General features: G+C 64.4%; 22 protein-coding genes. 9 read left to right on the forward strand and 13 right to left on the reverse strand.

Features of this window, described 5'->3' with window-relative positions:
- Positions 1-126: 126 nt before the first annotated feature.
- The 10 genes from N2602_RS05585 to N2602_RS05630 form a co-directional block, all read right to left on the reverse strand.
- Positions 127-1,410: a glycerate kinase gene (locus N2602_RS05585; RefSeq protein ID WP_260382014.1), complete on the reverse strand. Its 1,284-nt coding sequence runs from the start codon at positions 1,408-1,410 to the stop codon at positions 127-129.
- Positions 1,411-1,600: 190 nt separating this feature from the next.
- Positions 1,601-2,830 (reverse strand): ABC transporter substrate-binding protein, encoded by a 1,230-nt coding sequence (locus N2602_RS05590; RefSeq protein ID WP_172784956.1) that lies wholly within the window; start codon positions 2,828-2,830, stop codon positions 1,601-1,603.
- Between the two features lie 182 nt (positions 2,831-3,012).
- Positions 3,013-4,239, reverse strand: a complete 1,227-nt coding sequence (locus N2602_RS05595) for an ABC transporter substrate-binding protein (RefSeq protein WP_260382015.1) — start codon at positions 4,237-4,239, stop codon at positions 3,013-3,015.
- 254 nt (positions 4,240-4,493) lie between these two features.
- The gene (locus N2602_RS05600; RefSeq protein WP_260382016.1) at positions 4,494-5,720 is read right to left on the reverse strand and encodes an ABC transporter substrate-binding protein; all 1,227 of its coding nucleotides are present in this window, start codon (positions 5,718-5,720) and stop codon (positions 4,494-4,496) included.
- Positions 5,721-5,837: 117 nt separating this feature from the next.
- Positions 5,838-7,073 carry an ABC transporter substrate-binding protein gene (locus N2602_RS05605; RefSeq protein ID WP_260382017.1) on the reverse strand — a complete coding sequence of 412 codons (1,236 nt, stop codon included), beginning with the start codon at positions 7,071-7,073 and terminating at the stop codon, positions 5,838-5,840.
- Between the two features lie 30 nt (positions 7,074-7,103).
- On the reverse strand, positions 7,104-8,123 hold the full coding sequence (locus N2602_RS05610) for a branched-chain amino acid ABC transporter permease (protein ID WP_172784952.1): 1,020 nt from the start codon (positions 8,121-8,123) through the stop codon (positions 7,104-7,106).
- Between the two features lie 2 nt (positions 8,124-8,125).
- A complete protein-coding gene (locus tag N2602_RS05615; protein WP_172784951.1) occupies positions 8,126-9,004 on the reverse strand; it encodes a branched-chain amino acid ABC transporter permease in 879 nt (292 codons plus the stop codon).
- Between the two features lie 13 nt (positions 9,005-9,017).
- A complete protein-coding gene (locus N2602_RS05620; protein ID WP_035711291.1) occupies positions 9,018-9,731 on the reverse strand; it encodes an ABC transporter ATP-binding protein in 714 nt (237 codons plus the stop codon).
- Positions 9,728-10,525 carry an ABC transporter ATP-binding protein gene (locus N2602_RS05625; RefSeq protein ID WP_172784949.1) on the reverse strand — a complete coding sequence of 266 codons (798 nt, stop codon included), beginning with the start codon at positions 10,523-10,525 and terminating at the stop codon, positions 9,728-9,730. The genes N2602_RS05620 and N2602_RS05625 overlap by 4 nt, the downstream gene beginning before the upstream one ends.
- A gap of 66 nt (positions 10,526-10,591) precedes the next feature.
- Positions 10,592-11,458 (reverse strand): IclR family transcriptional regulator, encoded by an 867-nt coding sequence (locus tag N2602_RS05630; protein WP_172784948.1) that lies wholly within the window; start codon positions 11,456-11,458, stop codon positions 10,592-10,594.
- A 130-nt stretch (positions 11,459-11,588) separates the two neighbouring features.
- On the opposite strand from N2602_RS05630, the gene N2602_RS05635 reads away from it, so the two are divergent.
- The 6 genes from N2602_RS05635 (at position 11,589) to N2602_RS05660 (ending at position 20,128) form a co-directional block, all read left to right on the forward strand.
- Positions 11,589-13,685, forward strand: a complete 2,097-nt coding sequence (locus N2602_RS05635; protein WP_260382018.1) for a 3-hydroxyacyl-CoA dehydrogenase NAD-binding domain-containing protein — start codon at positions 11,589-11,591, stop codon at positions 13,683-13,685.
- A 118-nt stretch (positions 13,686-13,803) separates the two neighbouring features.
- Positions 13,804-15,486, forward strand: coding sequence for a dicarboxylate--CoA ligase PimA (pimA, locus tag N2602_RS05640; protein ID WP_260383613.1), 1,683 nt, complete (start codon positions 13,804-13,806; stop codon positions 15,484-15,486).
- Complete coding sequence (locus tag N2602_RS05645) at positions 15,483-16,670, forward strand: acetyl-CoA C-acyltransferase (protein ID WP_260382019.1); 1,188 nt, start codon at positions 15,483-15,485, stop codon at positions 16,668-16,670. Before pimA ends, N2602_RS05645 begins: the two co-directional genes overlap by 4 nt.
- A 16-nt stretch (positions 16,671-16,686) precedes the next feature.
- Positions 16,687-17,877 carry a pimeloyl-CoA dehydrogenase large subunit gene (pimC, locus tag N2602_RS05650; protein WP_260382020.1) on the forward strand — a complete coding sequence of 397 codons (1,191 nt, stop codon included), beginning with the start codon at positions 16,687-16,689 and terminating at the stop codon, positions 17,875-17,877.
- A 165-nt stretch (positions 17,878-18,042) separates the two neighbouring features.
- Positions 18,043-19,185 (forward strand): pimeloyl-CoA dehydrogenase small subunit, encoded by a 1,143-nt coding sequence (gene pimD, locus N2602_RS05655; RefSeq protein ID WP_212254142.1) that lies wholly within the window; start codon positions 18,043-18,045, stop codon positions 19,183-19,185.
- 169 nt (positions 19,186-19,354) lie between these two features.
- Positions 19,355-20,128, forward strand: coding sequence for an SDR family NAD(P)-dependent oxidoreductase (locus tag N2602_RS05660; RefSeq protein ID WP_260382021.1), 774 nt, complete (start codon positions 19,355-19,357; stop codon positions 20,126-20,128).
- Here N2602_RS05660 and N2602_RS05665 read toward each other — a convergent pair.
- Both N2602_RS05665 and N2602_RS05670 read right to left on the reverse strand, forming a co-directional pair.
- Positions 20,109-20,993 (reverse strand): hypothetical protein, encoded by an 885-nt coding sequence (locus tag N2602_RS05665; protein WP_260382022.1) that lies wholly within the window; start codon positions 20,991-20,993, stop codon positions 20,109-20,111. The genes N2602_RS05660 and N2602_RS05665 overlap by 20 nt on opposite strands.
- Positions 20,994-21,008: 15 nt before the next feature.
- On the reverse strand, positions 21,009-22,415 hold the full coding sequence (locus N2602_RS05670) for an MBOAT family protein (RefSeq protein WP_260382023.1): 1,407 nt from the start codon (positions 22,413-22,415) through the stop codon (positions 21,009-21,011).
- A gap of 135 nt (positions 22,416-22,550) precedes the next feature.
- On the opposite strand from N2602_RS05670, the gene N2602_RS05675 reads away from it, so the two are divergent.
- From N2602_RS05675 to N2602_RS05685, 3 genes are all read left to right on the forward strand, one after another.
- Positions 22,551-22,943 carry an endonuclease domain-containing protein gene (locus N2602_RS05675; RefSeq protein WP_260382024.1) on the forward strand — a complete coding sequence of 131 codons (393 nt, stop codon included), beginning with the start codon at positions 22,551-22,553 and terminating at the stop codon, positions 22,941-22,943.
- Between the two features lie 173 nt (positions 22,944-23,116).
- Complete coding sequence (glpK, locus tag N2602_RS05680) at positions 23,117-24,622, forward strand: glycerol kinase GlpK (RefSeq protein ID WP_260382025.1); 1,506 nt, start codon at positions 23,117-23,119, stop codon at positions 24,620-24,622.
- Positions 24,623-24,834: 212 nt separating this feature from the next.
- The gene (locus N2602_RS05685; protein ID WP_260382026.1) at positions 24,835-25,428 is read left to right on the forward strand and encodes an N-acetyltransferase; all 594 of its coding nucleotides are present in this window, start codon (positions 24,835-24,837) and stop codon (positions 25,426-25,428) included.
- A gap of 222 nt (positions 25,429-25,650) precedes the next feature.
- Here the strand turns inward: N2602_RS05685 and N2602_RS05690 are convergent, their stop codons facing one another.
- Entirely contained in the window at positions 25,651-26,085 is a 435-nt protein-coding gene (locus N2602_RS05690) for a DUF6636 domain-containing protein (RefSeq protein ID WP_172784936.1), read from the reverse strand.
- Between the last annotated feature and the right edge of the window lie 5 nt (positions 26,086-26,090).

Raw genomic sequence — 26,090 nt, forward strand, 5'->3', positions numbered from 1 at the left:
ACTCCGTCATCGCCCGCGAAGGCGGGCGATCCAGTATTCCAGAGGCCTTAGTGAGATGCGGAGAAGGCCCGGCGTACTGGATTCCCGGCTTTCGCGGGGAATGACACCGTTGTTGGGGCAGGCGCCTCAATCCACCAAAATCACCCGGATGTCGTTCACGTTGGTCAGCGTCGGGCCGGGCTGCAACAGGTCGCCGGTCGCCTCGAAGAACGTGGTCGCGTCGTTGTTGTCGAGATAGGCCTGCGGCTCGAGTCCCAGCGCCTTCATCTTCGCGAACGTCGCAGCATCGATCAGTGCGCCGGCGGGGTCGGTCGGGTGGCCGGCGCCGCCGTCGGCGCCGTCGGTGTCGCCGGCCAGCGCCGAAATGCCGGCCGTGTCCTTCAAGAGCGAGGCCAGCGCCAGCGCGTATTCCTGGTTCGGCCCGCCGCGGCCATTGCCGCGCACGGTGACCGTGAGCTCGCCGCCGGACAGGATCGCGACGCGCTTGCCCTGCGCGCGGGCCTGAAGTGCCAGCCTGGCGTGGTCGGCGGCGACCTCGCGCGCCTCGCCTTCGAGATCGGCGCCGAGATCGATGGTCTCGTAACCGGACTCGCGTGCGAGCTTCACCGCCGCGTCCAGCGATTGCTTGGGCCGCGCGATCAGCTCGAACGACGCGCGCGCGAAGGCGGCGTCATCGGGCTTGGCGCTTTCATTGGCGGGCTCGTCGAGCGCGCGGCGCACCGCATCGTCGATGTCGAGCTTGTATTTCGCCACGATCGCGCGCGCATCGGCCAGCGTGGTCGGATCAGGCACGGTGGGGCCGGAGGCGATCGCGGAAGGATCGTCGTGCGGCACGTCGGAGATCGCGAGCGTCACGATCTCCGCGGCGTTCCTGCCGGCGCGGGCGAGACGGCCGCCCTTGATCCGCGACAGGTGCTTGCGCACGACGTTCATCTCGCCGATCGGCGCGCCCGAGCGCAGCAGCGCCTTGTTGACCGCCTGCTTCTGCGCGAAGCTGATGCCCTCCACCGGCGCGATCCAGTTGGCCGAGCCGCCGCCGGTGAGCAGCACCAGCAAGAGATCGTCCGGCCCGGCCTCGCCCGCGAGTGCGAGGGTGTCGGCCGCGCCCTTCAGGCCGGCTTCGTCGGGCACGGGATGACCGGCCTCGACCACACGAATGCGGCGCGTCGGCACGCCGTAGCCGTGGCGCGTGGTGGCGATGCCGACGAGGCACTCCGGCGCCAATCCCAGCGCGTCGAGATAATGCCGCTCCGCGGCCGCGGCCATCGCGCCGGCGCCCTTGCCGGCGGCGAGGCAGATCACGCGCCCCCTGGGCGCAGGCCGCAGGTGAGGGGCCAGCACCACGTTGGGATGGGCGGCGGCGACGGCGGCGTCGTAAAGCGCGCGGAGCAGGGGGCGTCGGTCGGTCATGGACGATGGCCTTGAGCAGACGGGAGTGGCGGCGACGAGGTCGCCGCCATCTGCCTACCGCATCGTGCGCCAAAGCGTAAGCGGCCTTTGCCATCATTCGATTGTGCAATCGCGTGATCAAAATTGCCGCGCAAAGAAAAGCCCCCTGCGTGATCGGCGCAGGGGGCTCGTTGTCCGCGCTTTGCAGCTTCTAGCCGCCGGCGTCGGCGCTGATCACGTCACCGAACAGATCCCACTTGTCGCCCTTGAACTTCATGAGCTGGAGCGAGCTGATCGGCGCGAAGTCGTTCGGCCCGGTATTGATCTTGATGCCGGGCAGCAGCACTTCGGTGCGGAAGTCCTTCAGGCTCGCGGCCTGCTTCATGACGTTCTCGCGCGTGAGATTGTCGCCGCACTTCTTCAGCACTTCGACCAGCGTCTGTGCCACGCCGTAGCCGACGATGGTGCCGCCGTCGAGCTTGTCGCCTTCGGGGAAGTACTTGGTCATGAACTCCAGGAACGCCTTCATGCCGGCGTCGTCCTTCCACTGCGGATCGGAGACGTCCTTCAGATAGGCGGCCGAGATGATGTCCTGCGAATTCTCGAAGCCGGCGGGCTTGATCACGCTGCCGACCGAGGCCGAGACGTTGTTGAGGAAGTGCGTCGGCTTCCAGCCGATCTCGGAGATCTTCTTGATCGCCTGTGCCGCGAATTTCGGCGTGGTGATGTTGATGAAGACGTCGGCGCCGGTCGCTTTCAGCTTGACGATGTGATTGTCGATGGTCGGCTCCGACGTCTCGTAGCTTTCCTCCAGCACGATCATGCTCGCGGCCTTGGCGCCCAGGCCGTCCTTCAGGCCCTTCAGATAGTCCTTGCCGTAATCGTCGTTCTGGTAGAGGACGCCGATCTTGGCGTTCGGCATGGCCTTGAGGATGTACTTGGCGTAGATCTGCGTCTCGCTCTGGTAGTTGGGCTGCCAGCCCATCGTCCACGGGAAGTTCTGCGGATCGTTCCACTTGGTGGCGCCGGTGGCGACGAACAGCTGCGGCACCTTCTTCGAGTTCATGTATTTCTGGATCGCCGTGTTCGGCGGCGTGCCGAGCGAGTTGAAGACGAGCAGCACCTCGTCGCTCTCGACCAGCTTGCGCGCCTGCTCCACCGTCTTCGGCGGCGAATAGGCGTCGTCGTAGGAGACGAAATTGATCTTGCGGCCGTTGATGCCGCCCTCTTCGTTGATCTTCTTGAAATAGGCGGCTTCGGTGCGACCGATGATGCCGTAGGCGGAGGCCGGTCCGCTGTAGGGCATGATGTTGCCGATCTTGATCTCGGTGTCGGTCGCGCCGGTATCGTATTTCTTCTGGGCCGATGCAGTGGAGGTCGCAGCTGCAATGAGCGCGAGCGCCAGTGACGCGGCCGCAAATTTGCCGGTGACAGCAGGCATTCCAATCTCCCTGTTTTTTTCTTGGTGTGCGCGTCCCTTTTCTTGGCTTGATTGTTTTTGGCGACGCCACCGCAATTCAATACGATTTGCCCAGAAGCTTCAAGGAAAAGCCCCTGCGGCAGGGCCGCAGGGGCTGCGTCTTTAGTCGATTGGGACTTACCTCTTTAGCGACTGGTTAATGGTCAGCCGCCGACGTCGCCGCTTAAGACCTCGCCAAATCGCTCCCAATGCTCGCCCTTGAACCGGATCAGTTGCAGCTGCGAAATCGGCGCGAAATCGGTGGCCGAGGTGTTGACCTTGATGCCCGGCAACAGGCCCGCCGGCTCGAAGTCCTTGATGTTGGCGGCCTGCTTCATGATGTTCTCGCGGGTCAGATTGTCGCCGCAGGCCTTGAGCACGTGAGCGAGGCCTTGGCTCACGATATAGCCATACATCACCGAGGCATCGGCGCGGTTCGCTTCCGGATAGTACTTGTCCAGGAATTCGTTCCACGCGATCATCGCCTTGTCGTCTTTCCACTGCGCGTCGGTCGGATCCTTGAAGTATTGCGACGAGATGATGTCCTGCGCGTTCTCGAAGCCGGCCGGCTTGATCACGCTGCCGATCGAGCCCGAGACGTTGTTGAGGAAGTGGAGCGGCTTCCAGCCGATCTCCGCGTTCTTCTTGATCGCCTGCGCCGCGAATTTCGGCGTCGTGATGTTGAAGAACACGTCGGCGCCGGTCGCCTTGAGCTTGACGATGTGGGAGTCGATGGTCGGTTCCGAGACCTCGTAGCTTTCCTCCATCACGATCATCGAGGTCTTGCCGCCGAGCCCGTCCTTGAAGCCCTTCAGATAGTCCTTGCCGTAATCGTCGTTCTGGTAGAGCACGGCGATCTTGGCGTTCGGATGGTTCTTCAGGATGTACTTGGCGTAGATGATCGACTCGCTCTGGTAGTTCGGCTGCCAGCCCATCGTCCACGGGAAGTTCTGCGGATCGTTCCACTTCGTTGCGCCGGTGGCGACGAACAGCTGCGGCACTTTCTTCTGGTTCATGTACTTCTGGATCGCCGAGTTCGGCGGCGTGCCGAGCGAGTTGAAGATCAGCAGCACCTCGTCGCTCTCGACCAGCTTGCGCGCCTGCTCCACCGTCTTCGGCGGCGAATAGGCGTCGTCGTAGGTGACGAAGTTGATCTTGCGGCCGTTGATGCCGCCTTCCGCGTTGATCTTGCGGAAATAGGCCTCTTCGGTCTTGCCGATCACGCCGTAGGCGGACGCGGGACCGCTGTAGGGCATGATGTTGCCGATCTTGATTTCGGTGTCGGATGCGCCGGTGTCGTATTTCTTCTGCGCGGACGCTGCCGTGGAAAGTGTGGCGGCCAGCACGAGGGCAGCCGAGACGGCCCCCAATCGCACATGCATTGCAGGCATCTTGCTCTCCCTAGGTGGGTTTGATTGTGTCGATTGTTCTTGTTGGGAGCGATCGTTGCTCGTCGCTCCGTCGTGTATTCAATACCTATCCACGGCCGTCAGCAAGACAAACGCCCCGCACGAGCATCGCGGGAGCGGAGATCTTTTCGAAGCCGACTCGGAATATTCCGGCGCGTGAGATTTTTGCGGGGCAAACTCACCGCGGGAGTTGCGTTGTGAAGAAGCAGCTATCTTGAATTGTGCCGCCCCGGCGCTCAGTGGCTCATCTCGCTCGAGATGATGTCGCCGAACAGCTCCCATTTCTTGCCCTTGAAGCGCATCATCTGCAGCTGCTCGATCGGGGCGAAATTGTCCGGCGCGGTGTTGATCTTGATGCCGGGCAGCAGCGTGTCGGGTTCGAAGTCCTTCAGGCTGGCGGCCTGCTTCATGACGTTCTCGCGGGTGAGATCGTCGCCGCACATCTGCAGCACCTTCACCATGGTCTGCGCGGCGGCGTAGCCGAACACGACGCCGGCATCGAGCTTGTTGGCCTTGGGCTGGTATTGGGCGAGGAAGTTGTAGAATTTCTTCATGCCGTCATCGGCATTCCACTGCGGGTCGGAGCCGTCCTTGGTGTAGGTCGCCGACAGGACGCCTTGCGAGATTTCGATGCCCGCCGGCTCCAAGACGCCGCTGATCGAAGCCGAGACGTTGGAGATGATCTGCATCGGATGCCAGTTGATCTCCGCCGCCTTCTTGATCCCCTGCACGGCGAATTTCGGGCTGGTGATGCTGATGAAGACGTCGGCGCCGGAGGCTTTCAACTTGACGACGTGCTCGTCGATCGCCGGTTCGGAGCTGTCATAGGCTTCTTCCAGCACGATCATCGAGGCCTTGGGCCCGAGGCCCTGTTTCAGCCCCTTCAGATAGTCCTTGCCGAAATCGTCGTTCTGGTAGAGCACGCCGATTTTCGCCTCCGGCTTCTCCTTCATGACGTATTTGGCGTAGATGCGCGCCTCGCTCGCGTAGCTCGGCTGCCAGCCCATGGTCCAGGGATATTGCCTGGGATCGTTCCATTTCGAGGCGCCGCTCGCCACGAACAATTGCGGCACCTTCTTCTCGTTCATGTATTTGCGGATGGCGCTGTTGGTGGAGGTGCCGAGCGAGCCGAAGATCAGCAGCACATTGTCGCTCTCGACCAGCTTGCGTGCCTGTTCCACCGTCTTCGGCGGCGAATAGCCGTCGTCATAGGAGATGAATTTGATCTTGCGGCCATTGATGCCGCCCTCGGCATTGATCTTGTTGAAATAGGCTTCCTCGATCTTGCCGATCGCGGCATAGGCGGAGGCCGGACCGCTATAGGGCATGATGTTACCGATCTTGATCTCGGTATCTGATGCGCCGCTGTCGTATTTCTTTTGCGCCAGCGCTCCGCTGCTCGTTGCGGTGCACAAGGCGAGCGCGGCCCAGAGGAGCGCAACCTGGGAACGAGCGGCGGCCATTGTTCTCCTACTCCGGGATGGATCGATCGCATTGAACAAGATTGACGCCTGTCGTCAACAAAAAGCCCCCGCGGCTGTCCGCGGGGGCTCCTCGTCTTGGATGATAGCGTCAGCCCGTCACTCGGAGGCGACGTCACCGCTGATGATTTCGCCGAACAGTTCCCACTTCTCGCCCTTGAAGCGCATCATCTGGAGCTGCGCGATCGGGGCGAAGTCGGTGGCGCCAGTGTTGATCTTGACGCCGGGCAGCAGCGTATCCGGCGCGAAGTCCTTCAGGCTCGCGGCCTGCTTCATGAGGTTGGCGCGGGTGAGATCGTCACCGCACATTTCCAGCACCTTGGCCAGGGTCGAGGCGGCGCCATAGCCATAGACCATGCTGGTGTCCGACTTGTCGGCGCCCGGCATGTACTTGTCGACGAACTCGTTCCACCTCTTCATGCCGGGATCGTTAGCCCATTGCGGGTCCGTCGAGTCCTTGGCATAGGCGGCCGACAGCACGCCCTGCGCGTTCTCGAAGCCGGCCGGCTTCATCACGCTGCCGACCGAGATCGACACGTTGGTGAGGATCTGGAGCGGCTTCCAGCTGAGCTCGGTGGTCTTCTTGATGGTCTGGGCGGCGAATTTCGGCGTCGCGTAGATCAGCAGCACGTCGGGATTGGCCGCCTTGATCTTGACGATGTGGCCGTCGATCGACGGCTCGGAAACCTCGTAGCTCTCCTCCAGGATGACCATGGACGAGGCCTTGGCGCCGAGACCGTCCTTGGTGCCCTTGAGGTAGTCTTTGCCGAAATCGTCGTTCTGATAGAGGATCGCGATCTTGGCGTCCGGCTTCTCCTTCATCAGCCATTTCGCGTAGATGTGGGCTTCGCTCTGGTAGGAGGGCTGCCAGCCGATGGTCCAGGGGAAGTTCTTCGGATCGTTCCACTTGGTGGCGCCGGTGGCGACGAACAGCTGCGGGATCTTCTTGGCGTTGAGATATTTCTGGATCGCACTGTTCGAAGGCGTGCCGAGCGGGTTGAAGACGGCCAGCACCTCGTCGCTCTCGACCAGCTTGCGGACCTGCTCGACGGCCTTCGGCGGCGAATAGCCGTCGTCATAGGTCACGAAGTTGATCTTGCGGCCGTTGATGCCGCCCTTGTCGTTGATCATCTTGAAATAGGCTTCTTCGGTCTTGCCGATGATGCCATAGGCCGACGCCGGACCGCTGTACGGCATGATGTTGCCGATCTTGATCTCGGTATCGGACGCGCCGGTGTCGTATTTCTTTTGGGCGAGTGCAGCGCCGGAGGTGAGAGTGATGGCCGCCGTTGCCGTGACCAGCGCGGCGGCTCGCAGTGTTCTTCCAAAATACAATTCGGTCTCCTTGGTTAATTCAACGGGTCTTCAGTTCTTCCTGAGCTTGCCGACGAGTTGCTGGCCCAGGATCGCGACCTGCCTTGCACCATGCGGCACGAGGTAGATGACGAGGAACAACAGCACGCCGAACACCGCGCCGGAGAGGCCCTTGGAGATGCTCTCGGCCATGTTCGGCACGAAGATGATGAAGGCCGCACCGACGAACGAGCCGGGCAGCCAGCCGACGCCGCCGACGACCATGCCGAGGAACAGCGAGATCGCGAGCGTGATGGTGTAGCTGTCGGGTGCGACGAACTGCACCGCGATGGCGCCGAGCGAGCCGGCAACGCCGGTGATGCCGGCGGACACGCCGAACGCCAGCGTCTTGTACAGCGCGACGTTGACGCCCATCGAGGAGGCCGCGATCTCGTTGTCGCGGATCGCCATGAAGGCGCGGCCGGAGCGGGAGCGCAACAGGTTCACCGAGAAGATGTAGATCAAGACCGTCACGATGAGCGTGAAATAATAGAGCCACATGTCCTGCGACATCGGCAGGCCGAACGGCGCGTCCGGCTTGGTGACGACGAGGCCCTGCACGCCGCCGGTCCAGTGCTCGAGGAAGTTCAGCTTGAGCAGCTGCGGCATCGCGGTCGCGAGCGCGAAGGTCGCGAGCGCGAGATAGACGCCGGACAGCCGCAGCGCCGGTTTGCCGAACAAATAGCCGAACGCGAAGCAGACCGCAGCGGAGATCGGAATGGTCAGCGCGTAGTTGATGTTGGCGTGCTCCATCAGCACGGCCGAGGTATAGGCGCCGACGGCGTAGAACGCGCTCTGGCCGAGCGAGAACTGGCCGCTTCCGCCGGTCAGGATGTTCAGCGCCAGCACCGCGAGGCCGTAGATCAGGAGCATCGTCATCTGGAAGATGATGAAGTTCTTGACGAACATCGGCACGATCAACAGCGCCGCCAGCACCACCAGCGAGGTGCCGGTGCCCAGCGTCATGGCCCGCTTCGGAACCGCCTCGACCGCCTCGTGGCCTTCGGCGACGACTTCTTCTGCTGCGCTCATGATCAAACTCGCTTGACGATGTGCCGGCCTAACAGACCAGCGGGTTTGACGACCAGGACGGAGATGATCAGCGCGAGCGCGATCGGGAGCTTCAGCTCGTTGCCGACGCCCGGGATGTAGGTGCCGGCGAGATTCTCGAAGACGCCGACCAGGAAGCCGCCGACCACGGCGCCCAACGGGCTCGACAGTCCGCCGAGCACCGCCGCGGCGAAGCCGTAGATCAGGACGCCGCCCATCATGTTGGGCTCGAGGAACACGACAGGGGCGATCAGCATGCCGGCGATCGAGCCGATCGCGGTCGCCATGCCCCAGCCGAGCGCGATCATCCAGCTCGTGTTGATGCCGACGAGGCGGGCCGATTCAGGCACCGAGGCGGCCGCGCGCATGGCAAGACCGATGCGGGTGTACTGGAAGAAGAAATAGAGCCCGAGCAACAGCAGCACGGTGACGCCAATCATGCCGGCCTGGTGGGTCGAGATCAGCTGGCTGCCGAGGAACGGCGCGGAGCCGAACGGCGTCGGATATTGCTTGATGGTGAAGTCCCAGATCAGGCCGGCCGACGAGTTGATGATCGCAAACAGCGCGATGAAGCCGGCGACGTTGGTGAGCACCGGTGCCTTGGCGAGCGGCTTGAACAGGATGCGCTCGATCGCGATGCCGGCAACGAAGGAAAATGCCAGCGTGATCAGGAAGGCGGCCCAATAGGACACGCCCCACTGCATCAGCTGCCACGAGATGAAGGTCGAGAACATCGCCATCTCGCCCTGCGCGAAGTTGAGATGGTCGATGGCCTGGTAGATCATGACCACGGCGAGCGCCATGCAGGCGTAGATCGCGCCCGTGGCGATGCCGGCCAGGACCTGGTTGGTGAACAGCTCCATTGTGCCGGCTCCCTCAGTAACCCAGATAGGATTTGCGGATTTCTTCGTTGTTCGCGATGTCCTTGGCCTTGCCGGACATCACGATGCGGCCGGTCTCGATCACATAGGCCTGGTCGGCGAGCTCGAGCGCCAGCTGGGCGTTCTGCTCGACCACCAGGATCGACACCTTGTCCTCGCGGTTGATCTTGCCGAGGATGCCGAACAGATCGCGCACCACCAGCGGCGCGAGGCCGAAGGAGGGCTCGTCGAGCAGCATCAGCCGCGGCCGCAGCATCAGGGCGCGGGCGACCGCGAGCATCTGCTGTTCGCCGCCGGAGAGCGTGCCGGCCTGCTGGGTGTGGCGCTGCTTCAAGACCGGGAAATGCGCATACATGCGCTCGATGTCGGAGACGATGCCGGCGCTGTCCTTGCGGGTGATCGCCCCGAGCTGGAGATTCTCCTCGACCGTCATGGTGGTGAAGGTGCCGCGACCCTGCGGCACATGGGCGATGCCGAACCGCACGATGCTCTCGGTGGAGCGGTTGTTGAGCGGCTTGCCGTCGAACTCGATTCCGCCGGTCGAGCGCACCATGTTGCAGATCGCGCGCAGCGTCGTGGTCTTGCCGGCGCCGTTGGCCCCGAGCAGCGTCGTCAGCGAACCCTCGTTGAGCGAGAACGACAGGCCATGGAGCGCCTGGACCTGACCGTAATAGGCGCGCAGGTCCTTGACGTTGAGCAGTGTCGTCATTGGTCCTTGCTCCCGAGATAGGCCTTGATGACGTCGGGGTCCGCCTGCACCTGGGCGGGGGTACCTTCTGCGAGCTTCTTGCCGAAATTCAGCGCGACGACGTGGTCGGCGATCGACATCACGAGGCCCATATGGTGCTCGACCAGCAGCACGGTCATGTGGCGCTCGTTGCGGATGCGGCGGATGAGGTCGCCGAGCACGTGAACTTCCTCGTGATTGAGGCCGCCGGCGGGCTCGTCGAGCAGCAGGATCTTCGGGTCCGCCGCCAGCGCGCGCGCCAGTTCGACCCGCTTCTGCGTGCCGAAGGGCAGGCCGGAGACGATGGTGTGCGCGACGTCCTCGAGGTCGAGATAGGCGAGGATCTCGTGGACCTTCTTGTTGACCGCGGTCTCGCTGCGGCGGACCCAGGCAAGCTTCAAGGAGTCGCTGATGATGTCGCTGGAGGTGCGGGCATGCGCGCCGACGCGGACGTTGTCCATCACCGACAGGTTCGGGAACAGAGCCACGTTCTGGAAGGTGCGGCCGATGCCGATCTCGGCGATCCGGTGCGGCGGCCGCGACAGGATGCTCACGCCCTCCATCAGGATGTCGCCGGACGATGGCTGGTACAGCCGCGACAGACAGTTGAACAGCGTGGTCTTGCCGGCGCCGTTCGGGCCGATCAAGCCGAGGATCTGGCCCTTGTGCATGTCGAAGGACACGCCGTTGAGCGCGACGATGCCGCCGAACACGACGCTGACGTCGCGAACCGCGAGCAGGGGCGATGTACCCTGCGCGAGCTGTGCCTGCGTCATCTCGTCTCGCTCACGTCGTTCAGTGAGCGATGGGGCGATCCGAGCCGCTCCCGGTGATGACAAAGGCTATCTGAATCCCTCGGCCACACGCGCAACTTTTCCTCCTGATTTCAGCTTTTTGCCGATGTCTTTTTTTGAATGCGGCATCAGACCCCCGAGCGCCGCTTCGATGTTCCTTACCATCGCTAGGAGACGCGGTCCAATGTCGTTGATCAAGCGCTCTTCCGTGAAACGGAATGCGGGCGCGCCGCAATTGAATGCGTATGGTCCGGTTCCGTCGTTGAGCTTGAGCGCGACACCGGCCGCGCCGATGTCGTCGTGCCAGTCGCCGACCGAAATCGCAAAGCCGTATTTCGCGACGGTCTCGCCGGAACGTTCCAATCCCTCGCGCATCTTCGGCCAGCGGCTGCCGTAATGTTCGCGCAGGATGCGCGACACGTCAGCGCGACCTTCGTCGTCGAGCGCCCAGAAATAGGCGCGGCCCATCGCGCTGGTTGCAATCGGCACGCGCGAGCCGACGTCGAGTTGAACGCCGACGGTCTCGCTGCCGCGGCTCTGCCCGAAATAGATCATGCTGTGGCGGTCACGGCCGCCGACGGCGACGGCGCCGCCGGTCGCGCGCATCACTTCCTCGCGGAACGGCTCGGACAAATGCCGAACGCCCAGATTGGCCAGCGCCGCGTAGCCGAGCGACATCGCTGCAGGTGCGAGCTGGTACTTCTCGAACCGCGGAACCGGCGTCAGATAGCCGAGCTTGGTCAGCGTGTAGGTCAGGCGCGACACGGTGGGCTTGGGCAGATTGGTGCGGGAGGCAATCTCCTGATTGCCGAGCAGGCCGTCATTGGGGTGGAACGCGCGCAATACTTCCAGTCCGCGGGAAAGCGCGACGACGAAATTCCGATCGGTCGCGGTCTTCTTTCCTGTACGCTTCATCCCTGATCTGCTTCTTGCGCGGAGTCGTTGACAACGTCCGTGCTTCAAAATAACCCTGCCGTCAAGATGCGGAATTAAATTCCGCACCGCGAAATCGAACAAAAGTAAATCCCCACCAAGGAGGGACACCGTGAGCGAAGTGGTCAAGCTTGAGCGTCATGACGAAGTCGGGATCGTCACGGTCAACAGCCCGCCGGTCAACGCGCTGAGTGCCGCAGTCCGCGGTGGGATTCTCGAGTGCATCAAGGCGGCGATCGCCGATCCCGCCATCAAGGGCATCGTGCTGACCTGCGCCGGCCGCACCTTCATCGCCGGGGCCGACATCACCGAGTTCGGCAAGCCGCCGAAGCCGCCCGCCCTCAACGACGTGCTGTCCGAGATCGAAAATTCGCCCAAGCCGGTCGTTGCCGCCATCCACGGCACCGCGCTCGGCGGCGGCCTCGAGGTCGCGCTGGCCTGCCATTTCCGCGTTGCAGTGAAAGAGGCCAAGCTCGGCCTGCCCGAGGTGAAACTCGGCCTGTTGCCCGGCGCCGGCGGCACGCAGCGCCTGCCGCGTGCGGTCGGGCCCGAGCTTGCGGTCAAGATGATCGTCGGCGGCGACCCGATCGGGGCGGCGGAAGCGCTGAAGAACGGCCTGATCGAGGAGATCATCGAGGGGCCGGCCTCCGGCGGCGAAGCCTTCGTGCGCAAGCTGCTGGCGGAGAAGCGCCCGCTGCGCCGTCTGCGCGACGACGATTCCAAGCTCGCGGCGGCCAAGGCCGACCGCTCGATCTTCACCAATGCGGTTGCGGCAATGACCAAGAAGTCGCGCGGCCTGGAGGCGCCGTTCGCGGCGGCCGATGCCGTCGGCTACGCCATTGACCTGCCCTTCGACGAAGGCCTGAAGAAGGAGCGCGAGGGCTTCCTCAAGCTCGTCGCCAGCGACCAGTCCAAGGCGCAGCGCTACGCCTTCTTCGCCGAGCGCGAGGCCAACAAGATCGCGGGCGTTCCTGAAGGCACCAAGCCGCGGCCCGTCAACCGCGTCGCCATTCTCGGCGCCGGCACCATGGGCGGCGGCATCGCGATGTCCTTTGCCAATGCCGGCGTGCCCGTCACCCTGATCGAGACCGGCGAAGAGCAGCTCAAGCGCGGATTGGGCATCATGCAGAAGAACTGGGAAGCGACCGCCGCGCGCGGCGGCATCCCGGCCGATGCGCCCGCCAAGCGCATGGCGCTGATCAACGGCGTCGTCGGTATCGAGAATGTCGGCGATGCCGACCTCGTCATCGAGGCCGTATTCGAGACCATGGCGGTGAAGAAGGAGGTGTTCGGCAAGCTCGACCAGTACGCCAAGCCCGGCGCCGTGCTCGCCTCCAACACCTCCTATCTGAACATCGACGAGATCGCCAAGTCGACCAAGCGTCCGCAGGACGTGCTCGGCATGCACTTCTTCTCGCCGGCAAACGTCATGAAGCTGTGCGAGATCGTGCGCGCCGACAAGACTGCGCCGGATGCGCTGGTGACTGCGGTGTCGATCGCGCGCAAGATCGCGAAGGTGCCGGCCGTGGTCGGCGTCTGCGACGGCTTCGTCGGCAACCGCATGCTGGCGCAGCGCGGCAAGCAGTCCGAGAAGCTCCTGTTCGAAGGCGCGTTGCCGCAGCAGGTCGACGCCGTCGTGACGAAGTTCGGCATGCCGATGGGGCCGTTCGCAATGGGCGACCTCGCCGGTCTCGACATCGGCTGGCGCTCGCGCAAGGATCGCGGCATCAAGTCGGAGATCGCGGACGCGCTCTGCGAAGCCGGCCGCTTCGGCCAGAAGACCGGCAAGGGTTACTACAAGTACGAGCAGGGTTCTCGCGCGCCGCTCCCTGACCCCGATGTCGAGAAGCTGATCGACGAGACCTTGCTGCGTCTCGGCCGCAAGAAGCGCGTCGTCAGCGACGAGGAGATCCTCGAGCGCATGATGTATCCGATGATCAACGAGGGCGCGAAGATCCTCGAAGAAGGCATCGCCGCGCGTCCCAGCGACATCGACGTGGTCTGGCTCTACGGCTACGGCTGGCCGATCTATCGCGGCGGCCCGATGTTCTGGGCCGACAGCGTCGGCCTGAAGCACATCGCCGATCGCCTGGCCTTCTACGCCAAGGAGACCAACGACCCCAGCCTCGAGCCCGCCCCGCTGCTGAAGAAGCTCGCGGCGGAGGGCAAGACGTTCGCCTCGCTCGCGGCCGAGTCGAAAGCGGCGTGATGGCCGCTTCGTCTCAACCTTTGTCATTCCGGGATGCGCCGCAAGGCGCAGGCCCGGAATCCGTAACCCCAGCTGGTGGCTATGGATTTCGCGAGTGCTCGCTCAAACAATCAAGAAAATGACCCATCCCGGCGAACAGTTTTATCCCGAGGGCGTGCGGTGGGACGACACCATCGTCCAGGGCACGCTGCCGGATCTCCTCTCGAAGGCCGCCGCCGATTATGGCACGCGCACCGCGCTGGAGTTCCGCGACCGACCGATCAGCTACACCGAACTCGCAGCTCAGGCCGATCGCGCCGCCGCGGCGTTCCTGCGCGCCGGGTGCGGCAAGAACAGCTCGGTCGCGCTGTTCCTCGGCAACACGCCCGATCACCCCGTCAACTTCTTCGGCGCGCTGAAGGCCGGCGGCCGCGTCGCGCATCTGTCGCCGCTCGACGGCGAGATCGCGCTGACGCACAAGATCACCGATTCCGGCTCGCGTGTGCTCGTCACCTCCAACCTCCAGGCCCTGCTGCCGACCGTGTTGAAATTCCTGGAGAAGGGCCTGATCGACAAGCTCGTCGTCTGCGAGGACGATCATTGGGGCAAGGTCGGCACGCCGCAGGCGGCGATCCCCGACGATCCCCGCATCGTCACCTTCAAGACCTTCGTCGAGGGAGCCGCCGCGCCTGCGCAATGGCCTGTTGTCGCGGCCGATGACGTCGCGCTGCTGCAATATACCGGCGGCACCACCGGCCTGCCCAAGGGCGCGATGCTCACCCACGGCAATCTCACCTCGGCGGTGTCGATCTACGACGTCTGGGGCAAGCCGGCGCGCGCCGCCCGCGGCGACGTGATCGAACGCGTGATCTGCGTGCTGCCGCTGTTCCACATCTACGCGCTGACCGTGGTGCTGTTGTCCTCGCTTCGGCGCGGCAATCTGATCTCGCTGCATCAGCGCTTCGACGTCGAAGCCGTGATGCGCGACATCGAGGTGAAGCGTGCGACCTATTTCCCGGGCGTTCCGACGATGTGGATCGCGATCGCCGCGCTGCCCGATCTCGACAAGCGCGACTTCTCCTCGCTCGTCACCATCGGCTCCGGCGGCGCGCCGCTGCCGGTGGAGATCGCGAGCTTCTTCGAGCGCAAGGTCGGCAAGAAGCTGCGCAGCGGCTGGGGCATGACCGAGACCTGCTCGCCCGGCACCGGCCATCCGCCCACGGGTCCCGAGAAGCCCGGCTCGATCGGCCTGATGCTGCCCGGCATCGAGCTCGACGTCGTCGCGCTCGACGATCCCAGACGCGTGCTGCCGCCGGGCGAGATCGGGGAGATCCGCATCAAGGGCCCGAATGTCACCAAAGGCTACTGGAACAAGCCGGCGGGATCGACCGAGGCCTTCGTCGACGGCCGCTTCCTCACCGGCGACATCGGCTATGTCGACACCGACGGCTACTTCTTCCTGGTCGACCGCAAGAAGGACATGATCATCTCCGGCGGCTTCAACGTCTATCCGCAGATGATCGAGCAGGCGATCTACACCATTCCGGGCGTGCACGAGGTGATCGTGCTCGGCATTCCCGACCCGTATCGGGGCGAAGCCGCAAAGGCCTTCATCAAGCTGAGGCCCGACGCAAAGCCGTTCTCGCTCGACGAATTGCGCGCGCAGCTTGCCGGCAAGCTCGGCAGGCACGAGCTGCCGGCCGCGGTCGAATTCGTCGATGACCTGCCGCGCACGCCGGTCGGGAAATTGTCGCGCCACGAATTGCGCCAGCAGCAGAAACCGTCACAATCCACGACAACCGCATCAGGAGGTCGCTCTTGACCGACGCCGTCATCGTTTCCACCGCCCGCACCCCGATCGGCAAGGCCTATCGCGGCGCGCTCAACGCCACCGAGGGCGCGACGCTGCTCGGCCACGCCATCGGCGAAGCGGTCGCCCGCGCCAAGATCGATCCGAAGGAGGTCGAGGACGTCGTGATGGGCGCAGCGCTGCAGCAGGGCGCGACTGGCGGCAACATCGCGCGCAAGGCGCTGCTGCGCGCCGGCCTTCCCGTCACCGTCGCCGGCACCACCATCGACCGGCAATGCGCCTCGGGCCTGCAGGCGATCGCGCTCGCGGCGCGCTCGGTGATCTTCGACGGCGTCGAGATCGCGGTCGGTGGCGGCGGCGAGTCGATCTCGCTCGTGCAGAACGACAAGATGAACGGCTTCCACGCCCAGGATCCGGCGCTGCTCAAGATCAAGGGCGAGGTCTACATGCCCATGATCGACACGGCGGAAGTCGTCGCCAAGCGCTACGGCATCTCGCGCGAGAAGCAGGACGAATATTCGCTGGAGAGCCAGCGCCGCACCGCGGCCGCACAGCAGGGCGGCAAGTTCAAGGACGAGCTCGCCCCGATCACGACGCAGATGGCGGTCACCGACAAGGCGACCGGCGCCGTCTCGATGAAGGAAGTCACGCTGTCGCAGGACGAGGGCCCGCGCCCCGAGACCACGATCGAAGGTCTCGCCGGCCTGAAGGCCGTGCGCGGGGAGGGTTTCACCATCACCGCCGGCAACGCCAGCCAGCTTTCCGACGGCGCCAGCGCCTCCGTGATCATGAGCGACAAGGAAGCCGCCAAGCGCGGCCTCAAGCCGCTCGGTATCTTCCGCGGCTTCGTTTCCGCCGGGTGCGAGCCGGACGAGATGGGCATCGGCCCGGTCTTCGCCGTGCCGCGCCTGCTCAAGCGTCACGGCCTCACCGTCGACGACATCGGCCTCTGGGAGCTGAACGAAGCCTTCGCGGTGCAGGTGCTCTATTGCCGTGACAAGCTCGGCATCGACCCCGAGAAGATCAACGTCAACGGCGGCGCGATCTCGGTCGGCCATCCCTATGGCATGTCCGGCGCGCGCCTCACCGGCCACGCTCTGATCGAAGGCCGCCGCCGCAAGGCCAAGTACGCGGTCGTCACCATGTGCGTCGGCGGGGGCATGGGCGCGGCCGGGCTGTTCGAAGTTTTGCAGTAATTCACAGGAGGATCCGATGGATCTCGCATTCACGAAAGAAGAGCAGGCGTTTCGCGACGAAGTGCGGCAGTTCTTCCGCGACAACGTGCCGCCGGATACGCGGCGCAAGCTGGTCGAGGGCCGTCATCTCTCCAAGGACGAGATGGTGACGTGGTGGCGCATCCTCAACAAGAAGGGCTGGGGCGTCAGCCATTGGCCGAAGGAATATGGCGGCACTGGCTGGAGCTCCGTGCAGCACTACATCTTCAACGAGGAGCTGCAGTCCTATCCGGCGCCGCAGCCGCTCGCCTTCGGCGTCAGCATGGTCGGCCCCGTCATCTACACCTTCGGCAACGAGGAGCAGAAGAAGAAGTACCTGCCGCGCATCGCCAATGTCGACGATTGGTGGTGCCAGGGTTTTTCGGAGCCCGGCTCCGGCTCCGACCTCGCTTCGCTGAAGACGAAGGCCGAGCGCCGTGGCGATAAGTGGATCATCAACGGCCAGAAGACCTGGACCACGCTCGCCCAGCACGCCGACATGATCTTCTGCCTCTGCCGCACCGACAACAACGCCAAGAAGCAGATGGGCATCTCCTTCATCGTGTTCTCGATGAAGTCGAAGGGCGTCACGGTGCGCCCGATCCAGACCATCGACGGCGGCCGTGAGGTCAACGAGGTCTTCTTCGACGACGTCGAAGTTCCTGTCGAGAACCTGATCGGCGAGGAGAACAAGGGTTGGGACTACGCAAAATTCCTGCTCGGCAATGAGCGCACCGGCATCGCCCGCGTCGGCGTCTCCAAGGAGCGCATCCGCCGCATCAAGGATCTGGCGTCGAAGGTCGAATCCGCCGGCAAGCCGATCATCCAGGATCCCGCCTTCCGCGAGAAGCTGGCGGCCTGCGAGATCGAGCTGAAGGCGCTCGAGCTGACCCAGCTGCGCGTCGTCGCCGATGAAGGCAAGCACGGCAAGGGCAAGCCCAATCCGGCCTCGTCGGTGCTGAAGATCAAGGGCTCCGAGATCCAGCAGACCACCACCGAGCTCTTGATGGAAGTGATCGGCCCGTTCGCCGCGCCCTACGACGTGCACGGCGACGACGGCTCCAATGAAGGCATGGACTGGACCGCCCAGATCGCGCCGAGCTACTTCAACAACCGCAAGGTCTCGATCTACGGCGGCTCCAACGAGATCCAGCGCAACATCATCGCCAAGGCGGTGCTGGGGCTGTGAATCAACAATGACGCTGTCGTCTCCCGCGAAGGTGGGGGGACCCAGTACGCCGCGGCGGTCGTGAGTACAGCCGGCGGCTACGTTTACTGGATCCCCGCCTTCGCGGGGATGACGTCTGAGGGTGAGGACGACGGCAGGACAATTCCCGCCGATTTGGAGAGAAACATGGATTTTGATCTGTCCGAGGAGCAGCGGCTTCTCAAGGAAAGCATCGACGGCCTGCTGACCGATTCCTACGATTTCGAGCAGCGCAAGAAGTACATGGCGGAGAAGGGCGGCTGGAGCAAAACGGTCTGGCTCAAGCTCGCCGAGCAGGGCCTTTTGGGCCTGCCCTTCAGCGAGGCCGACGGCGGCTTCGGCGGTGGCGGCGTCGAGACCATGATCGTGATGGAGGCACTCGGCAAGGCGCTGGTGCTGGAGCCGTATCTGGCCACGGTCGTGATCGGCGGCGGCTTCCTGCGTCATGCCGGCAGCGATGCGCAGAAGGCCGCGCACGTGCCGGGGATCATCGACGGCAGCAAGACGCTCGCCTTCGCCCAGCTCGAGAAGAACTCGCGCTACGATCTGTTCGACGTCACCACGACCGCGAAGAAGAAGGGCGACGGCTTTGTGATCGACGGCGAAAAGTTCGTCGTGCTCAACGGCGAGAACGCCGACACCCTGATCGTCACCGCACGCACCAAGGGCGACCGTCGCGACAAGTCAGGCATCGGCGTGTTCCTGGTCCCGGCCAATGCCAAGGGCGTCGCCAGGAAGTCCTATCCCACGCAAGACGGCCTGCACGCCGCCGACATCACCTTCACCGGTGTCGAGGTCGGCCTTGATGCCGTGCTCGGCAACCCCGAGGATTCGCTCGCGCTGATCGAGCGTGTCGTGGACGAGGCCCGCGTCGCGCTCTGCGCCGAAGCGGTCGGCCTGATGGACGAGTCGCTCAAGACCACGGTCGAGTACATCAAGACGCGCAAGCAGTTCGGCGTCGCGATCGGCTCGTTCCAGTCGCTGCAGCACCGCGCCTCCGACATGTTCGTCGCCACCGAGCAGGCGCGCTCGATGTCGATGTTCGCGACCATGGCTGGTGATTTCGAGGACGCCAAGGAGCGCAGCAACGCCATCGCCGCGGCCAAGGTGCAGATCGGCAAGTCGCTGAAGTTCGTCGGCCAGCAATCGATCCAGCTCCACGGCGGCATCGGCATGACCATGGAGGCGAAGATCGGCCACTACTTCAAGCGCCTCACCATGATCGAGAACACCTTTGGCGACACCGACTACCACCAGCGCCGCGTCGCCGATGCGGGCGGGTTGATCTGACGCCTTGGCGTCATCCCGGGGCATCAAGAGGCGATCGTCCCGGGATCTCTCCACATCGTCATTGCGAGCGAAGCAAGCAATCCAGGATCCTTCCGTTGAGGCAGTCTGGATTGCTTCGTCGCTTCGCTCCTCGCAATGACGGAAGCCGTTGAAGCATCGAGAACACCAAATGAAAAACACCCCGTTCGATCTCACCGGCAAGGTCGCCGTGGTCACCGGCTCCAGCCGCGGCATCGGCCGCTCCTCCGCCGAGCTGCTCGCCAGGCTCGGGGCCAAGGTCGTGGTCTCCTCGCGCAAGGCGGAGGCCTGCAAGGAGGTCGCCGACGGCATCAATGCGGCCGGCGGTGACGCCATCGTCATCCCCTGCAACATCGCGCGCAAGGCCGAGGTCGAGGCGCTGATCGCAGGCGCCACGAAGCATTACGGCAAGATCGACATCCTGGTCTGCAACGCCGCGGTCAACCCGTATTACGGCCCGCTGCTCGACATCACCGACGAAGCCTTCGACAAGATCATGGGAAGCAACGTCAAGAGCAACATCTGGCTCGCCGCGCTGGCGATCCCTGAGATGGCCGAGCGCGGCAAGGGCTCGGTGATCATCATCTCCTCGATCGGCGGCCTGCGCGGCTCCACCGTGATCGGCGCCTACGGCATCTCCAAGGCCGCCGACTTCGCGCTGTGCCGTTCGCTCGCCGGCGAATGGGGCCCGAAAGGCGTCCGCGTCAACTGCATCGCGCCTGGCCTCGTCAAGACCGACTTCGCCCGCGCGCTCTGGGAAGACGAAGCCAATTTGAAGCGCCGCACCGCCACCACGCCGCTGCGCCGCATCGGCGAGCCCGACGAGATCGCCGGCGCCGTCGCCTACCTCGCCTCCGACGCCTCGAGCTTCATGACCGGCCAGACCATCGTCATCGATGGCGGCGTCACGACCGCGGCGGTGTAGCCCCGCGCGCCGCCAGCGCGCCCTCGATGGCGCGCACCACGATCAGGGCGGACCGCTCGTCGAGATGCACGCCGTCGGCCCAGCGCAGCTCGCCGATCGGCGGATGGATCGGCAGCCAGCGCCCGCCATCCGGGAAGGCCGTGTGGACGATCGCCTTGCTCATCCTGACCAAGCGGGACTCCTCGATCTCCGCCGCGAAGGGAATCTCGAACAGCAAGGCGCGTGATCCCCGCCGCTCGATCTCGTCGATGAGCGCCTTGATGCGCACCACATTCACCCGCGCCGCAACCGTGGGGTCCTCGTCGTTCATCTGTTGCACGGCGCGGTCGAGATAGACCTTGTTGTCGAAAGTGCTCGGTGGCTCGCCGAGCAGGCGATCCCGCGCCGCGCGCGCCTCTGCGGGGCTTGGCGGGGTGTGATTCCAGGTCTCGTAGGCGGCCACCGCCGTTCGCACCGGGCGCAGGAACCGCGCATCGTTGTCCGCGCCGCCGGAGAATTTCTCGATCAGCGCGTCGTCCGGCAGGCGCGTGAGCACATTGGCCTCGATCAGGACGATCTTCGGCAGGCTTTTCTGCCTTGCGATGATCTCCAGGCTCGTCACCGGCGAGCCGCCGGCCAGCGCCAGGTTGCGGATTCGGGGCAACGAGAAATATTCCTCCTTCAGGCGCCACGCGACCGAGCTGCCGACCAGCACGATGTCAGGCGTGGGCTCCCGGACATAGCGGTTGAGGGTGACGAGGCTGCCGTCGCGCGTGGTGACGGCCGGCTGCTGCAGGGCCGAGCCGAAGCGCGCGGTGGCGAGGCCGCAGGCGAGCAGCAGCATCGCGGCGCCGCCGGCGCACCTGATCATCCACGAAAGTGTCATATCCTGCCGCATGGTTCAGAACTGGAAGTAGATGAAGGCGCTGTCGGGCCCGGCTTCGAGATAGGCCAGCGCCGCCAGCGCACCATAGAGATACGGCTCCCATCGCCGCAACCGACCGTCGACCAGCGCGCCGATGCCGACATGCTGGATGATCACCGGCAGCGCGTAGAGCAGGGCGAGATTATAGAACAGCTTCGGCGGATTGGGCGCGTCCGTCGCGATGAACATGCCCTTGAGGTAGCTGATCGCGTGGTCGAAATTCGGCAGCTTGAAGAAGATCCAGAGCATCGTGACGCAGAAGAACACGACGCTCATCCGGACGACGCGCAACGCAGGGCGGTCGCCGAGAAGCTTCAGGAACGGCCGCTCGATGGCGAGCAGCAGCCCGTGCGCCATGCCCCACAGCGCGTAGCTCAGGCTCGCGCCATGCCAGAGCCCGCCGAGCGTCATCACGATCATCAGGTTGAGATAGGTGCGCAAGCCCCCGTGCCGGTTGCCGCCGAGGGGAATGTAGAGATAGGTCCTGAGCCAGCTCGACAGCGAGATGTGCCAGCGCGTCCAGAACTCCGAGAACGATGTCGAGATGTAGGGCAGGTTGAAGTTCACCGGCAGCCGATAGCCGAACAAGAGGCCGAGGCCGAGCGCGATCGCGGAATAGCCAAAGAAGTCGGCGTAGATCTGGTAGCTGTAGAGGAACACGAGCAGCCAGCGGTCCTGCGTGCGCAGCGTCTCGTGGAGCGGGAAGTCCATGTAGGACGTCATCTCGTTGAGATTGTTCGCCACATACAGCTTGAAGAAATAGCCGACGAGAATCCATTTTGCGGCCTCGACGAAGGCGACGTCACTGATCCGCTTGGGCACGATCTGCGGCATGAACTGGGCCGCGCGCGTGATCGGGCCGGACACCAGCTGCGGGAAGAAGATGATGTAGAGGAAGACCTCGCGCAGGCTTGCGGTGCGTTTCTCGCGCGTCAGGTCGACCAGCAGGCTGATGTTGTGAAACACGAAGAACGAGATGCCGATCGGTAGCGGCAGCCGCAGCAGGAAGTCGAGCGGCGCGACGCCGGTCAGATGGCTTGCGGCGCCATCGACGAACAGGAACTTGTACTTGAAGAACGCCAGCAGGCCGAGGTTGAAGACGATGCCGGCCGGCATCCACACAGCCCGGTTCTCGAACGCCAGCACCAGGCAGACATGGGTACCGAGCACCGCGACCAGCAGCAGCGGCAGCAACTCGGGCTGGCCGAACCCGTAGAAGAACACGCTCGCGGCCACCAGCAGCTGCACCTGGAAGCCGCGCAGCGGCGGCAGGTAATAAGCGCCGAACACGGCCGCCACGAAGACGCCGAACTGAAAGGAGGTGAAAGTCATGCCGCCCCATTGGCCCGACATGGCATTTAGCATTTTGGTCGAGATGGTCATAGCCTTGTCGGCTCTGCCGGGACGCGACTTCTGGTTGCCGGCGTGACGGGCGTCGCTTACCCTCCCCTGGAGGGGGAGGGTCGTCCCAAGTTGCGCAGAGCGCAGCTTGGGACGGGGTGGGGTGAAGCCAAGGCAATGGTCTCAACATCAATCCGACGTAACGCCGCGAAAAAGCTGAGGGCGAATACAACCCCACATGAGCGCATCTTGTGGCGTGCCCTCAAAGAATTACCGATGGATGGCTCACACTTCCGCCGGCAAGCGCCGATCGGTCCGTACGTCGTGGACTTCTTCTGCCCTGCCAGGCGCCTGATCATCGAGCTCGATGGCGGCCACCACAATGAAGACCATACGGCCGCCCGCGATCTCGACCGCCAACGCTGGCTCGAACACGAAGGCTACCGCGTCATCCGGTTCTGGAATTTGGAGATCACGACCGATCTGACCGCGGTGATGGAGCGCATCTATGTCGAGCTGTACGGATCGAGCGACGCAGAGACGACACCCTTAAAGCACCGCCGAACCTAGCGGCTCGCGCGACCCTTCTCTTACCCTCCCCCTCCAGGGGAGGGTAAGTAAGCGTGGCACCCGACGCATCCAATCTTGACCTTCTGCCTCCAATCCGCTCCCTTTGGCCCGACACAACGACCCCTCCGGGAAACGCCAAGAACACATCCAAGAAAACATCAAGGTAAGCCGCCATGTCTTTCGTCCTCGCCATCGACCAGGGCACCACCTCTTCGCGCGCGATCGTGTTTCGCGGCGATATTTCCATCGCCGCCAAGGCGCAGGCCGAGTTTCCGCAGCATTTTCCGGCCTCCGGCTGGGTCGAGCACGAGCCCGAGGACATCTGGACCTCGACCGTGATGGTCTGCCGCGAGGCGATCGAGCACGCCGGCATCACCGCAAAGGACATCGCCGCGATTGGCATCACCAACCAGCGCGAGACCACCGTGGTGTGGGACCGCGCCACCGGCCAGGCCGTGCACCGCGCCATCGTCTGGCAGGACCGCCGCACCGCCGACATCTGCGCAAAATTGAAAGCAGAAGGCCGCGAGCCGGTGATCTCGCAGAAGACCGGCCTGATCATCGACCCCTATTTTTCCGGCACCAAGGTCGCCTGGATCCTCGACCACGTCCCGGGCGCCCGGGCGCGCGCCGCGCGCGGCGAATTGATGTTCGGGACCATCGATTGCTACCTGCTCTGGCGCCTCACTGGCGGCAAGGTGCACGCCACCGACGCCACCAATGCCTCGCGCACGCTGCTGTTCAACATCCACACCGGCGAATGGGACGACGAGCTCTTGGCGATCATCGGCGTGCCGCGCTCGATGCTGCCCGAGGTGAAGGACTCCTCCGCCCGCTTCGGCGAGAGCACGCCGGACCTGTTCGGCGGCGCCATCGCGATCTCCGGCATCGCCGGCGACCAGCAGGCCGCCACCATCGGCCAGGCTTGCTTCCGCCCGGGCATGATGAAGTCCACCTACGGCACCGGCTGCTTCGCGCTGCTCAACACCGGCACCACGCCCGTGGTCTCCAGGAACAAGCTGCTCACCACCGTCGCCTATCAGCTCGATGGCAAACGCACCTACGCGCTCGAAGGCTCGATCTTCGTCGCGGGCTCCGCCGTGCAATGGCTGCGCGACGGCCTCGGCATCATCAAGCATGCCGCCGAGACCGGGCCGCTTGCCGATCAATCGGATTCCATGCAGAGCGTTTATCTCGTCCCCGCCTTCGTCGGCATGGGCGCGCCCTACTGGAATCCGCGCGTCCGTGGCGCGCTGTTCGGCCTCACCCGCAACACCGGCCCCGCCGAGCTCGCCCATGCGGCGCTGGAGAGCGTCTGTTATCAGACCTTCGACCTCTGGGCCGCGATGCGCGCGGACTGGCCGAGCTCGGAAACCGCCAGCGTCGTGCTCCGCGTCGACGGCGGCATGACCGCCTCCGACTGGACCATGCAGCGCCTCGCCGATCTCCTGGATGCACCGGTTGATCGTCCCGTGATCCAGGAGACCACGGCGCTCGGCGCCGCCTATCTCGCCGGCCTCAATGCGGGCGTCTATCCCGAGCCGACCAAATTCGCCGACAATTGGCGTCTCGAGCACCGCTTCAAGCCGAACATGAGCCAGGCCACGCGCGAGCGGAAGCTCGCCGGCTGGGCGAGGGCAGTGAAGGGCGTGCTGGCAAGCGACGAGGGGGAGGGATAGGCGTAGGCACGGCCTCGCAGCTCGATGCCGCGAGGCGCGCTCAACTGCCTCCACGTCGTCATTGCGAGGAGCTCTTGCGACGAAGCAGTCCAGACTGCCTCTGCGGAAAGATCCTGGATTGCTTCGCTGCGCTCGCAATGACGGAGTGTGGCGCTGCTGTGGTGGCTCAAACGGCGCGGCCCGCTCGCCCATAACGAAAGAAGCAACGAAGCATGATCGTCCCCGACGGCCATTCCGACGTCCCGAACGGCAAGATCGCCGCCGTCGTCACTCATCTGGAGATAACCGCGCCTCCCGCGCGCCGCGACGATCCCCCGGGAAACTGGTCCCTGCGCAAGGTCGATGCCCCCGCGCTTGTCTGGTACCGCGATCTCTATCGCCGCGTCGGCGAGAACTGGCTCTGGCTGGCGCGGCCGCATCTGACCGACACCGAACTCGCCGCAATCATCCATGCGCCCGGCGTCGAGGTCTATGCCCTCGTCGAGGATGGGCGCGATGAAGGCTTTCTGGAGCTGGATTTCCGCGAACCCGGCCAGTGCGAGGTGGTCTATTTCGGCGTCACCGCCGGCCTGATCGGAACGGGTGCCGCCCGCTTCCTGATGAACCGCGCGCTGGAGATCGCATGGTCACGCGACCTCTGCCGCCTCTGGCTGCACACCTGCACTTTCGATCATCCCGGGGCGGTGGCCTTCTATCAGCGCACCGGCTTCCACCCCTTCCGCCGCCAGATCGAAATCGACGACGACCCACGCCTCGACGGGAGATCGCCGCGAGATGCGGCGAAGCACGTGCCGATCATCGAGTAGTGTGCGGCTGCCTCCTCACCGTCATTGCGAGGAGCCCTTGCGACGAAGCAATCCAGAATGTCTGCACGAAGAGTTTCTGGATTGCTTCGCTGCGCTCGCAATGACGAAGTGCTGCGCTGACGTCAATCTTCTGATTAGCACATCAAAGGGCGGCGGCGCCGTACTGGATGGCGCACAGCAAAGTCCGGGACCTGCTTTTCCGCATGCAATGGGCCTACGATCTCAAAACACCTCCTGCTTCCCCCGCGCCAGCGAAAACCCCCGCTGCATCGCATTGAAGCACGTCAGCCCGCTCTCCTCCGACCGGCACGTGAATCCCCCGCGCTGCCACACCTCGCCATAGGCCAGCACCGGCAGCGAGGGATCCATCACGGTGTCGCCGGCGCAGATGCGGCTTGCGGCGCCCTTCGCGCTCATCTCGAAGGCGTGGCCCCAGTCGAGCTCGCAATCGGCGGGCCGACGCGGGCGCGCGTCCATGTTCATGATGTCGCAGCGGAGCACGCCTTGTCCATTGTCGGTGAAGAACTGGCAGGCGATGTTCCTCGACGGTGTCAGAAAGCCGGTCGGGCGGTCGTCGATCTGGCGGTTCTGGGCGTGGGTGGCACCGATTATCGGCAGCAGGATCGCTATCAGGATCAGTCCGCGCGGTGCCGTCATGTCAT

Origin of the sequence: Bradyrhizobium sp. NC92, assembly GCF_025200865.1 — a bacterium.
GTDB lineage: Bacteria > Pseudomonadota > Alphaproteobacteria > Rhizobiales > Xanthobacteraceae > Bradyrhizobium.